We start from the raw sequence: 15,968 nt of genomic DNA on the forward strand, positions 1-15,968 counted from the left end.
TGCACCAATTCTACCGTGAACCAGGACATATCCCCGCATTCCGGAGCCTTCAGCGCCGGTGAATATGGCTGTGCGCGGCTCTTGGCCGCGCCTAGGGCGGCCCAGCGGTACGGCCTCCGGGTGCCTATACACGCCGCGGTGCTTACAGCGCCCTACACGCCGTTGCGCGCAGTTTCAAGAGCAGCCGTCCTGACTATCCGTACGTGTCCCGCGGACCACGGCCGTTGACACTGCGTCCGCCCTTGCGCCAGCTTGGTGCGGAGGGTCCCAGCACCTGGATGCTGGTGACCACCCCGTCGCCCAGTTCGCGGCGGAATTTGTCGAGCAGGCTGCTGCTCAAAAGACGAAGTTGGGTGGCCCAGGCAGTGGAATCGCACCGCACGTGCAGGGTGGTGGCGGTGAAGCTTTCCGGCGTGCAGTGGGCAGAGATTTCCGGCCCCACCAGCGTGGACCACTCGGCCATGACCGATCCGACAGCCACAGGTGAAGTCCAGCCCCGCTCGGCCACCAGCCGTCCCACCACCTTCCCCAGGCCCAATGGATCCCGGCCGGTGGCGTGGAACTGGCTGAAGCCGCGGGTGTCCCGGATACTGCCTTTAGCCTTTGGGGAACCGGGCCGTGCAACTTTCCGGCGGACTTCGCCCCGCGCGGCCGCCGCTTCGCGCATCCGGTTCAGTGCCGCCTGCGGCGCATCGATGTCGTCAGGCTCGCGGCCGGGCTGGAGCCCGCCGCCCTGGTCACTGCTCATCGATACCTCCCGGGATGACCTTCACCCGCCGCCCGGACAGTTCCTCCGGAATATCGGCGTCGACGGCGGCGGTCACCAGGACCTGTTCCGCGCCGGAGACTATTGCCGCCAGTTTACGCCGCCGCTGGACGTCCAGTTCGGCAAAGACGTCGTCAAGGATGAGGATGGGGGCAGAACCTCCGGTCCGGGCGTCGTCCAGCATTACGTAGTACGAGGCCAGCCGGAGGGACAGGCACATGGACCAGGTCTCACCATGGGACGCATATCCTTTGGCGGGCGCCTGCCCGAGCATGAGTTCCAGTTCGTCTCGGTGCGGTCCAACCAGGGATATGCCCCGTTCCAGTTCCTTCTTGCGGGATTCGGCGAACGCCTGGACGTAGCGTTCGGTGAGCTGTTCCACGGAGAGAAGGCGAAGATCATCCTGGCCGTCTGAAGCACCTCCTGTTGCGGAGCGCTGCGCACTTCCCGCAGGGACGCCGTCGTCGTCCATCTGGCTTTGGAGCGTCGACCGGTAGGTGGCATCCGCCGGCTTGGACGCGTCCGTGAGTTGGGCGTAGGCCCTGGCAAGATGCGGGCGGAGTCGTTCGACCAGTTCCAGCCGCGCGTGCAGCAACTCCGCTCCCGCCCGGGCCATGTGCTGGTCCCACACGTCCAGGGTGGATTCGTGTGCGGCGGTAAACCTGCCGGCGCGCGCCGATTTGAGCAGGGCGTTGCGTTGTTTCAGGACCCGGTCATAGTCGCTGCGGGTGGCAGCATGGTGCGGGATAAGGCTTGCCAGCAGCTCGTCCAGGAAGCGGCGGCGGTTCGATGGATCCCCCTTGACCAGTGCCAGGTCCTCCGGGGCAAACAGGACCGTCTGGCAGATGCCGAGTATGTCGCGGGCCCGGACGGGGTTGCTGCGGTTGATGCGTCCCCGGTTGGCGCGGCCGGCGTTGATTTCCAGCTCAAGGACCGTGGTCTGCGTGCCGCGGACCAGCCGCGCGCGGACCAGCGCGCGTTCCGTTCCGAACCTGAGCAGGGGCGCGTCCGAGCTGACCCGGTGGGAACTGAGCGTGGCCAGGTACCCGATGGCCTCCATCAGGTTGGTCTTGCCGATGCCGTTGTAACCCACCAGGACGGTGACGCCCGGTCCCAGGGTGAGGTCAACCTGGGCATAACTGCGGAAGTCGGTCAGGGAAAGGTGTTCCAGATACACGCGGTTTTCGGCAATTCTGGGAACTCTGCTGGTTCCCGGTGGGTACTACTTGGCGGGACGGGTTGCGTGGCCGCCGAACTGGTGGCGCAGCGCGGAAACCATCTTCATGGCGGGCGAGGTATCCTCCCGGGATGCGAACCGGGCGAACAGCGCGGCGGTGATGGCCGGGGCGGGGACCGCGTTGGCGATGGCTTCCTCCACGGTCCACCGGCCTTCGCCGGAATCCTCCACGTAGTCGTCAATGGTGGCCAAACCGGGATCTTCGTCAAGGGCCTTGACCATGAGGTCAAGGAGCCATGAACGGACTACCGTTCCCTTCTGCCATGCCCTGAACGTGCCGGGAAGGTCGGTGACGATGTCCTTGGCGGCGAGCAGTTCGTAGCCTTCGGCGTAGGCCTGCATCAGGCCGTATTCGATTCCGTTGTGGACCATCTTGGCGTAGTGGCCGGCCCCGATGCCGCCGACGTGGACAAAACTGTCCGCCCTTTCACCTTCCGGCCGCAGCGCATCGAAGACGGGCAGGGCACGTTCGATATCCGCGGCGTCGCCGCCGGCCATGAGCCCGTAGCCGTTCTGCAGGCCCCAGACTCCGCCGGACACGCCGCAGTCCGCGAAGCGGATTCCCTTGGCGGCGAGGAGTTCGCCGTGCTTCTGGTCCTCGGTGAACCGGGAGTTGCCGCCGTCGATGACAAGGTCGCCGGTTCCCAGCTTCTCGCTGAGCTCAGTGATGACGGCGTCCGTGATGGGGCCCGAGGGCACCATCACCCAGATGATCCTGGGCGCCGGAACGGCAGCGATCAGGTCATCGACGCTGGCGGCATCCGTGACGTCAGGGTTCCGGTCGTAGCCGGTGACTTCCAGGCCTCCCTTGCGCAGGCGCTCACGCATGTTGAATCCCATTTTGCCGAGGCCGATCAGTCCAATGTGCATGGTGGAACTCTTTTCTGCGCTAGTGGGAGGAACCGGGTTGGCGGTGGGTGGGGCCTAGTTGGGGAGTCGGACCGGCATCACCAGGTAGCGGTAGTCATCCTGGTCTTCGCCGTCTGCGTCCGCCTGGGCCGTGATCATGGCGGGCTTCGGAGCGGTGGTGAATGAGAACCGGACGAACTTAGTCTCGATGACGCTGAGTCCCTCGATCAGGTAGTGCGGGTTGAAGGCGACCGTGATGTCATCACCGGACAGCTGGGCTTCGAGTTCTTCCGATGCCTGGGCATCCTCACCGGTGCCGGCATCGAGGTTCAGCAGGCCTGCCGTGAAGGCCAGCCGGACCGGAGTGTTGCGCTCTGCCACGAGCGATACACGGCGGACAGCTTCAACCAGCTCCTGGGTCTGCACTGTGGCGTGGATGGGTGTGGACTCGGGGAACAGAGAACGGATCTTCGGATAATCCCCGTCCACCAGCAGTGATGTGGTGGTGCGCCCGCCGCTTTCGAAGCCGATAAGCCGGCTGTCGTCGTCGGACAGGGCGAGGTTGATGTCGCCGCTGTTACCAAGCGTTTTGGCTACCTCGTTGAGGGTTTTGGCCTTGACCAGGGCGCTGGTGGAGATGCCGGGCGTGACCGGCTTCCACGGAACTTCGCGCATGGCGAGCCGGTAACGGTCGGTGGCCAGCAGGGTGATCAGATCGTCCTCGATCTCCATCCGCACACCGGTGAGGATGGGGAGGGTGTCGTCCTTGCTTGCCGCGATGATGACCTGTGAGACGGCCTGCGCAAAGGCATCGCCGGGGACGGTTCCGCTGATGGCCGGAAGGGAAGGCAGCGGCGGGTATTCGGCTTCCGGCATGGTGGCGAGATGGAAGCTGCTTCGACGGCAGGTGAGCGTGACCTTGTTGCCGTCGGTTTCCACGTCCACGGGAGCAGAAGGCAGGCTCCGGCAGATGTCGGCGAGCAGCCGGCCGGATACCAGGATGGTGCCCTCGTCCCTGATGTCGGCCGTGATTTCGAGCCGTGCCGAGGTCTCGTAGTCAAAGCTCGAAAGGCTGACGGTTCCCGCTTCAGCCTTCAAAAGCAGGCCGGAGAGGACAGGCACGGGCGGCCGCGGAGACAACGACCGGGCTGTCCAGGTGACGGCTTCTGCCAGGACGTCCCGATCGACTCTGAACTTCACGGAAGGGTGCCGCCTTTCATTGCTGCTGCCATGTAAAACCCGGGAATTTCGCAAGAAACTCCGGAAGAAGTTGGGCGCACCCCGGCTGGTGCATGGTCCGCGAAGACGGAAACCACACGAAAACCCAGGGATGGGAGCGCTGCTGACAGCTTAGCCGGAAGATCGGGGATTAACCCATCCCCCGGGGTCCGGTCCAGCCCGCCGGGGGCCCGCAGGCCCCCTCTGCCGGATGTGCGGATCGTTCTTGTTGTTTGAGGGATTTCAATTTTTTGGGATTAGTAGTGTTAATAACTGCTGTGGAAACTGTGGATAACCCAGTTCTGCCGCGTGGTTCCGCGCTTAAGCCCTGTTCACCGGCTGTGCGTTAAGTGGGTTTTAAACAGGGTGTGGATGGGGACAACGCAAAGGGCCATTTTTAACGATCCACAGACGGCTTAAGGGTTTTAAGCCCATTAACCGCGCTTGTCCCCTTAAGTATCCACAGGCTTATCCACATGCCCCTGTTAATAAGGTATAGAGTGCCGGGCGCAGTGTGGATTCAGGAGTCGCGCTGTTGCTGCTTGATCCGGTTGGTCAACTCGGTCACCTGGTTGTAGATCACACGGCGCTCCGCCATCAGCTCGCGGATCTTCCGGTCGGCATGGATGACGGTGGTGTGGTCGCGGCCGCCGAGTTCCTGGCCGATCTTGGGAAGTGACATGTCCGTCAGCTCCCGGCAGAGGTACATGGCGATCTGCCGTGCAGTTACCAGCGTCCGGGTCCGGGATTTGCTGCACAGTTCTTCCATGCTGAGTTTGAAGTAGTCAGCGGTCTGCTGGAGGATCTGGGCGGACGTGATCTCCTGGGCGCCGTCGTCGGTAATCAGGTCCTTCAGGACCATCTCGGCAAGGGCCACGTCCACCGGCTGGCGGTTCAGGCTGGCGAACGCCGTTACCCTGATCAGTGCACCTTCAAGCTCGCGGATGTTGCTGGAGATTTTGGACGCGATGTACTCGAGGGCGTCGTCCGGCGCCGACAGGCCCTCGCTGAGCGCCTTCTTGCGGAGGATGGCGATTCGGGTCTCGAGTTCCGGCGGCTGGATGTCCGTCAGCAGGCCCCACTCGAAGCGTGACTTCATGCGGTCCTCGAAGCCGGCCAGCAGCTTGGGCGGCTGGTCCGAAGTGATGACCACCTGCTTGTTGTTGTTGTGCAGGGCATTGAAGGTGTGGAAGAACTCCTCCAGCGTCCGGTCCTTGCCGGCCAGGAACTGGATGTCATCGATCAGCAGGACATCCACATTGCGGTAGGTCGTCTTGAAGCTCGTGCCCTCGTCATCGCGGATGGAGTTGATGAAGTCGTTGGTGAACTCTTCGGAATTTACGTAGCGGACCCGGATTCCGCTGTACAGCCTCCGGGCGTAGTGGCCGATGGCGTGCAGGAGGTGGGTCTTGCCCAGGCCGGAGTCACCATAGATGAAGAGTGGGTTGTAGGCCTTGGCCGGCGCTTCGGCAACAGCAACGGCGGCGGCGTGGGCGAAACGGTTCGAGGAACCAATCACGAAGGTGTCAAAGACGTACTTGGGGTTCAGCCGGCCGAATTCGTGCGAGGTGCTGGGCAGCATGGGCTGCGGTTTCTGCTCGACGACCTGGTCCGGTGCGAAAGCCGGCTCGACCGTGGCTTCGGGTTCCTCGTGGATGGGGACCAGATCGGTGTCCACGTCGATGGCGCAGCGGATGTCTTCGGAGAAGACATTGTGAAGTGCATCGTCAAGGGCTTCCTTGACCTGGGTCTGGAGCACCTCGCGGGTGAGTTCGTTGGGTACGGCAACCAAAAGCGTGGAACCAATGAGACCCTGCGCCTGGGCAAGGATGACAAAGCCACGCTGGCGGGGTGATACGCGGTGGTCCTGTTCCAGCAGGCTGACAACCCGGCGCCAGGAACTTCCGACAGTATTGGCGTGGTTGGCTTCGTCTACTGTCATCAATCGGTTCCCTCAAAACTTGCTATGCCTGCATTGCCTGCAGCCCCAAGTCCGGAACCAGGGTGCTGGCCCAGCTTAATCCACAGGGTTATGCACAGTCCGTGGATAATCGGCTACTGGGACACTCTAGGGGATGAAAAGCCTAGAAGATAGCTGGCTATCCGGCTGTGGATAATTACACGGTTGTGGTTCCCGAAGCACCCCTGTGAGCCACTTCATCCACAGGCTGTTGGGGATACTTAGGAACAGCTGGGGACAGCCGTTACGGGGCGCCCCGGTTTGACTCGGGCTTGCAGATTGCCCTAACGTTGTGAAGTCCTTTGTGTCCGCTTTTTGGCCCCATCTGAACATCCAAGCGCAATGCGCCTGGAGCAGCCGGGGGAAGCGTGCATATACAAAACTTAGCGTCGGCCAGTTCTTCCCCATTACTGATCGGGTGGGCGCACCTTTGATCCACTGGAGTAACTAACGTGAGCAAGCGGACTTTTCAGCCGAATAACCGCCGTCGAGCCAAGAAGCACGGCTTCCGCCTTCGTATGCGTACCCGTGCCGGCCGTGCCATCCTGGCAGCCCGTCGTGGCAAGGGCCGCACCGAACTGTCGGCCTAAATAACTGGCTTATCGGTAGACATTCCTTTGCGAGTTTAAGGTGCTGGCCACCCGCAACCGCCTGAGGACCTCAACTGATTTTTCAACAACTGTACGTTCCGGTGTCCGCAATGGGCGCCGGAACGTAGTGTTATATGCGGCAGCCATTGCTGCCGACGAACCCAGCCGGATCGGGTTCATTGTTTCCAAGAGTGTAGGGAACGCTGTGGTCAGGAACCTCGTTAAGAGGAGACTGAGAGAAGCGGGTGCTGCATCGTTGCGCGAGCACGGTACAGGACTCGCTATCGTGGTGCGGGCGCTTCCTGCGTCCGCCTCGGCCAGCTGGGACCAGCTGCTGTCGGACTACAACGCTGCACTGGAATCGACGCTGAACCGGCTGGCCGGCCGCCCTCCACGGGCTGCCGCCAAGGGTTCAGCCGGTACAACACAGGAGGGGACACCGCGTGCCTAACGCCATCGCCGTCGTCGCCCATCTCCGCAACGTGATTGCCGCCGTCGGGAAGTTCCTCTGGAACCTGCCCCGGAACATCCTCATCCTTCTGCTGATGGCCTACCGCAAGGTGGTTTCTCCCTTGTACGGTCCAGTCTGCCGATTCTTCCCTTCATGCTCGGCCTATGCCCTGGAAGCGGTCACCGTCCACGGCGCCGTCAAGGGAAGCTGGCTTGCCGCCCGGCGGCTTGGCCACTGCCACCCATGGAACGCCGGTGGAGTGGACCACGTCCCCGCCGGCGGCCGGGAATGGCCTGCAGGCCAGACCCCCACAATTGTTGTGCTGAACAATCCGGACAGGTACCTGGTTGCTCGGACTGATGAAGAAGGCCGCAGTGCGGCCTGACGAATAGGGATAAGTATGGACTTCTTTGGAACAATCATGGCCCCGTTCAAGTGGCTGGTTTCAATCATCATGATTGGATTCCACGATGGCCTGAGCGCCATCGGGATGCCCGCTGCGAACGGCTGGACGTGGACACTGTCCATCATCGGACTGGTGCTGGTGATCCGTGCCGCACTGATCCCGGTATTCGTCAAGCAGATCAAGGCCCAGCGCGGCATGCAGCTGCTGCAGCCGGACCTGAAGAAGCTCCAGGACAAGTACAAGGGCAAGACTGACCAGCTGTCCCGCCAGGCGATGGCCCAGGAACAGATGGCCATGTACAAGAAGCACGGGACCAACCCGTTCTCGGCGTGCCTGCCCATGCTGATCCAGATGCCGTTCTTCTTTGCCCTGTTCCAGGTACTCTCCGGTATTTCCGCCGCAAAGGACCAGGGCGCCGGCATCGGAGCCATGAGCCACGAGCAGGTAGTGGAATTCGACGCCTCAAGCATTTTCGGGGCTCCGCTGTCCGCCTCCCTGCTGCATGGCGGGGGTGGCGGCAACCAGGTCGCCGTGTGGATCCTTTCCATCGTGATGATCCTGGCCATGACTGCCTCGCAGTTCATCACCCAGAAGCAGATCATGGCGAAGAACATGTCTGAAGAAGCCATGGCCAGCCCGTTCATGCGCCAGCAGAAGATGATGCTGTACATCCTGCCCATCGTCTTCGGCGTCGGTGGCATTAACTTCCCCATCGGCGTGCTGATCTACTGGACCACCACCAACCTTTGGACGATGGGCCAGCAGTTCTTCGTCATCCGCCGCATGCCGACGCCGGGATCCCCCGCAGCCAAGGCCCTCGCCGAACGCCGTGCCGCCAAGGGCCTGCCGGCCCTGTCCGTCCTCAGCGGAAAACGGGATGAAGCAGCGGACGCCGCAGCGGCGGCCGCAGTTGAGATCAAGGCACAGCGCGTCCAGCCCCAGCGCAAGAACAGGAAGAAGAAGTAATGTCAGCTGAGAGCACCGAACACGCCTTTTCTGAAGAAATCGAAGATCAGGACGCGTCCGTGGGCCATGACGATTCGTCCCCCAAGGGTTCCGCCGCCAGTCGCCTCGAAGAAGAGGGGGACGTGGCTGCCGATTACCTGGAAGAGCTGCTGGACATCGCCGACATCGACGGTGACATCGACATCGAGGTCCGCAACGGACGGACCTACATCTCCATCGTCGCCGAGGATGAGGCCGAGGGGCTGGAGGGCCTGGTTGGCGAAGACGGTGAAGTCCTGGAAGCTTTGCAGGAGCTCACCCGCCTGGCAGTGCTGTCCGCAACGGAGAACCGTTCGCGGCTTGTCCTGGACATCAACGGCTACCGGCAGGAACGTACCGGGCATTTGCAGAAGGTCGCCGAGGACGCCGCGGCTTCCGTGAAGGAAACCGGCAAGCCGGTGGCCCTTGAGCCGATGAGTGCCTACGAACGCAAGATCGTGCACGACGCCGTGGCCGATCTCGGCCTGGTCAGCGAGTCCGAGGGCGAAGGCGCCGGACGCCACATTGTTGTTTCCGCAGACTAGAGAATGCTGACCCAATAGTTATGGTTGACATCACGGCAGCAGAGCTTCGCGCTGCTGAGAAGATCTTCGGCGACCGCCTCGAGCTGGCCAAGCGGTATGTTGAGCACCTCGCCACGTCCGGGACGGAACGGGGCCTGATTGGCCCGCGCGAGGTTCCCAGGCTGTGGAGCCGCCACGTGCTCAATTGCGCGGTCATTGAAAGCCAGATCGCCCACGGGAGCCACGTGGCCGACGTCGGAAGCGGCGCAGGACTGCCTGGCCTTTGCCTTGCCATCGCGCGTCCCGACCTTGAGCTGACCCTCATCGAACCGCTGGAGCGCAGGGTGATCTGGCTCCAGGAAGTGGTTGATGACCTCGGCCTGGACAATGTCACGGTGATGCGTACGCGGGCCGAGCTGGCCGTGGGACACGTGGAGGCCGACGTGGTGACGGCCCGCGCCGTTTCGGCGTTGACCAACCTTGCCGGCCTTACCATCCCGCTGTTGGGAGGGCACGGTGAAGTGGTGGCGATCAAGGGCCGCAGCGCCGGCGAAGAGATCGAGAAGGCGGCAAAGACCATCCGCAAGCTGGGTGGTGTGGAGACCTCGGTGCTGACGGTGGGTGACAACCTGCTGGAAGAACCCACCACGGTGGTCCGCATCGTGGTGAACAAGTCCCAAAAGAAGTCCTAACGCGGGCCCGCTGACGGCTGTCAGCAGGTGCGAGCAGTTAGGCTAGACAACGGCAGCAAAATTGGCTGAACGAGAGTGAGTGTGCCCCAGTGACCAGTAGTGAAGCCTCCGCACAACGGATACCGCCGTTTGTGTCCTTGGGGTCGGCACGTTCTGTCGCTGGGTCAGGACTGTCGGGTACCGCCATGGCTCCTGGTAGGGGCGGTAATCACCCTAAAACGGTTTCCTCTCCCTCTTCCGGAAGCGTGGTTTCACGTGAAACAACCTCCAGCGGTCGCTCCAACGTCATTGACGCCATCGACGACTCGAGCCCCATCGCCCGTGAGCTTGCCCACGAGACGAAGCGCCGTGAGCGCTTGATGGGGCGAAAGCTTCCGCGCCCGGAAAAGACCCGGATCTTCACGGTGTCCAACCAAAAGGGCGGAGTGGGTAAAACCACCACCACCGTGAACATCGCCGCTGCGCTGGCTGCTGCCGGACTCAACGTCCTGGTCATCGATATCGATCCGCAGGGCAATGCTTCCACTGCATTGGGAATTGAACACCACGCAGACGTAGACAGCATCTACGACGTGCTGATCAATGACGTCCCGCTGGCTGATGTTGTTGCCCCGTGCCCGGACATCGGAAAGCTCATCTGTGCGCCGGCCACGATCCACCTCGCCGGTGCGGAAATTGAACTGGTATCGCTCGTGGCCCGCGAACAGCGTTTGCGGCGAGCCATCGACGTCTATGCCAAGGTGCGCGAGAAGAACGGTGAAGAGCGCCTGGACTACGTCTTCATCGACTGCCCGCCGAGCCTGGGCCTCCTGACCGTCAACGCTTTTTGTGCGGCCAACGAGGTCCTGATCCCCATCCAGTGCGAATACTACGCGTTGGAAGGCCTCAGCCAGCTCCTCAAGAACATTGAGATGATCCAAAAGCACCTCAATGCAGATCTTGTTGTCTCCACCATCCTGCTGACCATGTACGACGGCCGCACAAACCTCGCTGCACAGGTGGCCGCTGAGGTGCGCCAGCACTTCCCCGACCAGGTGCTCTCGGCCGTCGTGCCGCGGTCTGTGCGGATCTCCGAGGCCCCCAGCTACCAGCAGACCGTCATGACGTACGACCCTTCCTCAAGTGGTGCACTGTCCTACTTGGAAGCCGCTGCTGAAATAGCGGAACGCTAGAATCTTCAATACCGCAACGCACGGAGCCAGGCTGGTCCTGGGTCTACCACTGGAGGGATTTACCCATGAGCGAGAAGCGACGGGGCCTAGGCCGCGGTCTTGGCGCGCTGATTCCTAGTTCCGCCGCAGCCAATGGGTCCTCCGGTAACGGTGGGGCGGTGTCCCGGCCCGTGGATCTCTTCTTCCCCGAGGGCCGGAAGAAGACCGAACCGTTGGAGCAACCTGCGACCCCTGCGGCGCCTGCCGCTGCCAAGACCCAGGCAAAGGATTCTGCGGGTTCGAACAGCCGGTCCTCAGCCAAGCCGGCAGCCGCCAGTTCCTCTGGGGACAAGGTCAGTGAGGACGGGAAGAAGGATGCAGCTTCTGCTGCAGCTGCCGCTCCAACGAAAAAGGCTCCCGCCAAAAAGGCGCCCACTCCTGAGGCCAAGGCAGCAGCTGAAACTGACCCTTCAGTGGAAGCATCTGCTGCTGTGGCAGAGCGCAACGCCGATCCTGTTGCCGAACCTGCTGCCGCCGAGGTAACGAGTCCTGTGGACTCCGGTGTCGAGCTCGTGGAGGTTCCGGGCGCCCGTTTCGCGGAAATCCCCGTTGCCGATATCCATCCCAACCGGAAACAGCCCCGAAGCGTCTTTGATGAAGACGACATGGCCGAGCTTGTTCATTCCGTGCGGGAAATCGGCGTCCTTCAGCCAATTGTTGTCCGTACTTCAACCGAACACGGTAGCGAGCCCTATGAGCTCGTCATGGGTGAGCGCCGCTGGCGTGCTGTGCAGGCAGCAGGGCTGGAAACCATCCCCGCCATCATCCGTGACACAACGGATGACGACCTCTTGCGGGATGCCCTGCTCGAGAACCTTCACCGCAGCCAGCTGAACCCCCTGGAAGAGGCGGCGGCTTACCAGCAGCTCCTGGAGGACTTCGGCACCACCCACGAGCAGCTGGCGGACCGTATCGGCCGTTCCCGACCCCAAGTGTCCAACACACTTCGTCTCCTCAAGCTGCCCCCGCTGGTGCAGCGCCGCGTGGCCGCCGGTGTGCTGTCCGCAGGCCATGCCAGGGCCCTTCTGTCGCTTCCGGATGCAGCAGCCATGGAGCGGCTGGCCCAGAAGATCGTGGCGGAAGGAATGTCCGTTAGGGCAACAGAGGAAGCAGTGACCCTCTACCAGGATCCTGCCAAGTCTGCCAAGAACAACATTCCGCGCCCCGGTGCCAGGCACGAACGGCTTGACTATCTTGCATCCTCGCTCTCTGACCGTCTTGACACCAACGTCAAGATCTCGCTGGGTGTCAGGAAAGGCAAGGTCAGTATCGAGTTTGCCAGCGTTGAGGACTTGAACCGGATCATGGACGTTCTGGCTCCGGGTTCCAGCAACTAGTCTCTGAGAAAGGCCCGATTCCTTGTGGATCGGGCCTTTCTCATGTCTTGGGGGCCTAGAGGCGTATCCAGACCGCCCGACGGCATGCTGTTAGGGGGAGGTTCTCATCCCTGTAACCGCCCCTACCGGCATCTTGTCATTTCGCTGCCCCTTGTCCGCGTCGGAAAGGGAGACGCCAGGCACTGTCGTCAGCGTGCAGGTTTTGGTCGCTTGGCAGGCGAGGAGCAGCCCGCGCCCTCCCCGTCTCGAGCGTACCGAAATGGACGTCTGAAGGGTTTTTCCTGGTCCAGGAGTATTTCGCCACGATTCGCGCGTCTAGTGAGCGGTTGAAGAGGTTTCCGATCCGCACTTCTGGGATTCCACCAAGCGTTCATGATCCTTGCCCGGATCGCGTTTCACTGCGTTGACGTCCCGCGGCTACGTTTCACGTGAAACCCTGACCGTCCAGATCTTCCGAGGTCGTCTGATGCATTCGTTCGGGTGCTGGAGCTCCCCTGATATGAGGCGTCTGCATCGTAGAAGCCAGCAGCGTCCGCCCTTTTCCGCCCGTTAGTACGGGCAAATGGCGTTGGACAACGGGCATTTCTCGCTGCTCAGAAGGAACGGTGAAGCTGGCACTGACTTGAGCGGGTGGAGGCGCAGGCCGTGAGCTCCCAAGCGCACGCCACTCCCAGGGCAGGACACGGTCTATGAGTCACTCATCCGGCAGCTAGCGCCTACCGCCGGTTCAAGGTATCTCCTGGTGTGCTTCACTTGTCATCTCTCGGCGATCTGTACTAGATGCGTGGATGACCGCCCTGGCTGCACATGAGCCGTGCGCTGATACGGCCACCAGACTGATGGGGTCCCCCGCATTCAGTGACGCAAGAATCCGATGCCTCACTGCCACTGCCAGCCGCCTGCCCCTGACGCGGCTCACCCCCCGGTGAGGCAACGTGTGCTGCGCCGAAAGCCGCTTTCATAGTTACGGGACGGACTACTAGGAGCATCCGTTGGTGCTGGTTAGCCGGCGAGAAGATGACTCTGACTTTGTGAGACTTCGGCTCGTCGACGAGTGGTTGTCTGAGGGAAGAGCCTAGGCTGGTGGGGACGAGTACCGGTTTCACGTGAAACATACAGTGGCCCATGGTGGCGACTGCAGCGTTTCACGTGAAACATTCCACTGCACCTCGACTACCCTCCGTGGATGCGGGCCGGCACTTGTCGGCCGAGCACGGGATCGTCCCATAAGGTTCTGCACCCCTCCTCTGGCGTCCACCGCCGAGGACCGCACTCAGAGGTCTCCATTTGAAGCACGAATCCAAGTGGATCGCTATCGTACGGAGGCTCGTCTTCATAGGTAAAGCTACTTTCTTTGCCATGCCAACGCGTTTCGCGTGAAACAAGCGATACGCTGCGTCATGTAGGAGAACTAACTAGCTAGCTGTAGTCACGGCAGAGAGAGGGCATTGCAGGCGGATACCCCCGTCCACAAGGGCCCATCAACCCTCAATGGGCCTCAGCACGCCCGAGTCCTCGGTAAAACTAACGTGCTACTTAGTTGGTCTCAGTCGCTCGACACCTGGTACCGACCGGGAGCGACAGTAGCTATGCCTCTATACGCGGTGGTCCGGGTGACAGCCTGGAATACAAGCCGCGGGGATGTAGGGTGGCCTGCCTTGAAGTGTTGACGCGTTAGGGCTCGTCTCCCCTTGGAGATCGTTCTGTCCCGGTCAGGAGGCAGATCCAAAGCCGGAACGCCGCCCGCAGGTGAATAGGAAGTTTATGCTTCGGACTCGGGCCCTTTGACCATGCCCTCCATGGTGTTCCTCTGTAGCGGGCGACATCAGTCCCACAAACTGGTGCGCGAGGCCAGTACCGTTGGCACTTGAGGGCTATGCTCAGGGACGTAGCCCGCTACCTGGGGGCATGGCGACCTCCTCGAGCAACCGGCCGCGTGCTGCAGGAGGCCTCCGTATATGACATCCGAGGAGAGCCGCCACTCCTATTACCGGCCCATACGGACGGTTCCAGCTCATGTCTCGGGCTAGTCCTCCCCCTAGGCCTCTTGCTGACTCAGGGATGCTGCATAGCTGGTTGCCGGTAGTGAGCCTGCAGCAGTCCTGCCAGCGCACGGGTAAGGGGCTGACCCTGCGGACGTGCAGTCTTCTTGTCGGCGCAGGAGTTTCCGGCTGTTCCCTGGTAAAGGCTGTCTTCTAGTCGGGTCACCTGCTGGCGAGCAACCTTCCAGGAGGCCCCCCGCATTTCTGGTCGCCCGGGCCCAGATGCTGCAGGACCCGTTCTTACCGTGATGAGAAGGGCAGATTCCCAGTGGATATCCCTGTGGATAACCTTGGGGATATTGTCCGCCCACAGTTGACTGGGATTAGCCTCAGTGGCAGCGGCAAGCCGCTGGGCACGGCCGGACGCGTAGGGACGTGGAGCAGGTAGCGCGGGGTGTGCACGGGGATGTTTCACGTGAAACAGCTCGTGCTCACCGCACTAGAGCGCAAATCGTGAAAAATCGATGCAAATTGGTTACCTAAGAACCAACACAGCAGGCCTGGTAGACCAGATGAACCCGTGCTGCGTCAGAGAGATCACAGGACAAGAGTCTAGTATGAGCCAGTCCAGCTACGGGCCCCGCATTGAATCCAACTGGCTCAGACTCAGCGCAGCCGCAGGGCTGTGGATAAGTCTGTGGAATACCATGATGCTATGTTGTGGATAACAGTGTGGATAAGATCACAGTCCCCAGCCGCCTAGGGGTGTGGTCCAGCGACAGGACCACCGGAGGGGTCGCCGTATTCAGCCCTGTTCCTCCGTGCATATTCCAAGCCGCCGCCTGGGCCTCGGCGTGGGATAGAGGGGCGTTTTCGGTATGTACTGAGGGTGCTTCGATCGGACTCCTATTTGCCTGCAGGGGATGCATGCTCAGGGCGGGGGCAGGTGGTCATCGCTACGCGAAGCCACCGTGCATAGAACGGGCATATTCTGCCAGCGAATACTCGAGCGGGAGAAGGCGACGCTGAAGAGCCCACACGATACTTGGTTTCCTGGGGCGGGGGCCTACAGGGGCTGCCGGCGGTCCACCATTGCCCCGCACGCGCCGCATTCGGGCTGCCCCATCCAGGTCGGGTTGCCGGTTGGATCGCGGCCGGTCCCCCTGTTAGCCGGGGGCGGCGGTCGCACCGCCAGCCGGCGGTGATGCCAATCGCTTGCCACTGCCACGAGTCGGCGTGGTCCCGCTCTCTCTTAGTACGATAAAGCCGTGGCCGAGACCCTATTCGACCTCTCAGAGAGCTGTGCCCCGAGTGTTCAGGGCCGCCGTTTCACGTGAAACATTCCGGTGATCGCTAATGGCGTGTTTCACGTGAAGCAGTACAGGATTAGGTGGAGCGCAGGCGCGGTCTGGTCCGAGTTCCCAACCGCGTGATGGAACTACTTGTGAACCTGCGAATGGACATCGGGCATCCGCCAAAAGGCAGGCGGACGATCAAATCTATTGGGCACACTTCCTTCGGGCCCGGTCCTCACAACCGCGGCCCTGATTGTCACTTGCGATGCCGAGCCGCCACCATTTGTGGCGGGTGCCGGATCGCCCGCTACGGATCTGTGCGGGTAAGCGCCTGTGTATCTGGCAGACGACCTCCGGGGGCCCCTTTGTACGCAAGATGATGGCCAAACTAGGGGGACCTATCGTCGACTGGCGCCGTGACTCGGCGTCCTCTGTACCTGGCCCTTAAGTGCGCTCCCCCAAGGCT

Annotated in this window: 13 protein-coding genes; 8 read left to right on the forward strand and 5 right to left on the reverse strand. The window is 61.9% G+C overall.

Annotated features, from left to right (window positions below):
• Positions 1-193: 193 nt before the first annotated feature.
• From ACWRN3_RS12340 to dnaA, 5 genes are all read right to left on the reverse strand, one after another.
• The gene (locus ACWRN3_RS12340; RefSeq protein ID WP_476740792.1) at positions 194-748 is read right to left on the reverse strand and encodes a DciA family protein; all 555 of its coding nucleotides are present in this window, start codon (positions 746-748) and stop codon (positions 194-196) included.
• Positions 738-1,943, reverse strand: coding sequence for a DNA replication/repair protein RecF (gene recF, locus ACWRN3_RS12345; RefSeq protein WP_255173838.1), 1,206 nt, complete (start codon positions 1,941-1,943; stop codon positions 738-740). The genes ACWRN3_RS12340 and recF overlap by 11 nt, the downstream gene beginning before the upstream one ends.
• A 45-nt stretch (positions 1,944-1,988) precedes the next feature.
• Positions 1,989-2,873, reverse strand: a complete 885-nt coding sequence (gnd, locus tag ACWRN3_RS12350) for a phosphogluconate dehydrogenase (NAD(+)-dependent, decarboxylating) (protein ID WP_476740793.1) — start codon at positions 2,871-2,873, stop codon at positions 1,989-1,991.
• Positions 2,874-2,927: 54 nt separating this feature from the next.
• Positions 2,928-4,052 (reverse strand): DNA polymerase III subunit beta, encoded by a 1,125-nt coding sequence (gene dnaN / locus ACWRN3_RS12355; protein ID WP_214945168.1) that lies wholly within the window; start codon positions 4,050-4,052, stop codon positions 2,928-2,930.
• A gap of 538 nt (positions 4,053-4,590) precedes the next feature.
• Positions 4,591-6,012 (reverse strand): chromosomal replication initiator protein DnaA, encoded by a 1,422-nt coding sequence (gene dnaA / locus ACWRN3_RS12360; RefSeq protein ID WP_324643625.1) that lies wholly within the window; start codon positions 6,010-6,012, stop codon positions 4,591-4,593.
• Positions 6,013-6,482: 470 nt separating this feature from the next.
• Here dnaA and rpmH point away from each other — a divergent pair, with 470 nt between their 5' ends.
• The 8 genes from rpmH (at position 6,483) to ACWRN3_RS12400 (ending at position 12,225) form a co-directional block, all read left to right on the forward strand.
• Complete coding sequence (rpmH, locus tag ACWRN3_RS12365) at positions 6,483-6,620, forward strand: 50S ribosomal protein L34 (RefSeq protein ID WP_003800212.1); 138 nt, start codon at positions 6,483-6,485, stop codon at positions 6,618-6,620.
• A gap of 40 nt (positions 6,621-6,660) precedes the next feature.
• Positions 6,661-7,071, forward strand: coding sequence for a ribonuclease P protein component (gene rnpA / locus ACWRN3_RS12370; protein ID WP_255173834.1), 411 nt, complete (start codon positions 6,661-6,663; stop codon positions 7,069-7,071).
• Positions 7,064-7,456 carry a membrane protein insertion efficiency factor YidD gene (yidD, locus tag ACWRN3_RS12375; protein ID WP_476740794.1) on the forward strand — a complete coding sequence of 131 codons (393 nt, stop codon included), beginning with the start codon at positions 7,064-7,066 and terminating at the stop codon, positions 7,454-7,456. The genes rnpA and yidD overlap by 8 nt, the downstream gene beginning before the upstream one ends.
• A gap of 15 nt (positions 7,457-7,471) precedes the next feature.
• Positions 7,472-8,443 (forward strand): membrane protein insertase YidC, encoded by a 972-nt coding sequence (gene yidC, locus ACWRN3_RS12380; RefSeq protein ID WP_255173832.1) that lies wholly within the window; start codon positions 7,472-7,474, stop codon positions 8,441-8,443.
• Positions 8,443-9,006, forward strand: a complete 564-nt coding sequence (locus ACWRN3_RS12385) for a Jag family protein (protein WP_476740795.1) — start codon at positions 8,443-8,445, stop codon at positions 9,004-9,006. The genes yidC and ACWRN3_RS12385 overlap by 1 nt, the downstream gene beginning before the upstream one ends.
• Positions 9,007-9,026: 20 nt before the next feature.
• Positions 9,027-9,677: a 16S rRNA (guanine(527)-N(7))-methyltransferase RsmG gene (gene rsmG, locus ACWRN3_RS12390; protein WP_476740796.1), complete on the forward strand. Its 651-nt coding sequence runs from the start codon at positions 9,027-9,029 to the stop codon at positions 9,675-9,677.
• An 89-nt stretch (positions 9,678-9,766) separates the two neighbouring features.
• Positions 9,767-10,849, forward strand: a complete 1,083-nt coding sequence (locus tag ACWRN3_RS12395; RefSeq protein ID WP_476740797.1) for a ParA family protein — start codon at positions 9,767-9,769, stop codon at positions 10,847-10,849.
• A gap of 65 nt (positions 10,850-10,914) precedes the next feature.
• Positions 10,915-12,225 (forward strand): ParB/RepB/Spo0J family partition protein, encoded by a 1,311-nt coding sequence (locus ACWRN3_RS12400; protein WP_255173828.1) that lies wholly within the window; start codon positions 10,915-10,917, stop codon positions 12,223-12,225.
• Positions 12,226-15,968 lie beyond the last annotated feature (3,743 nt).

This window comes from Pseudarthrobacter sp. rb, from assembly GCF_056389225.1.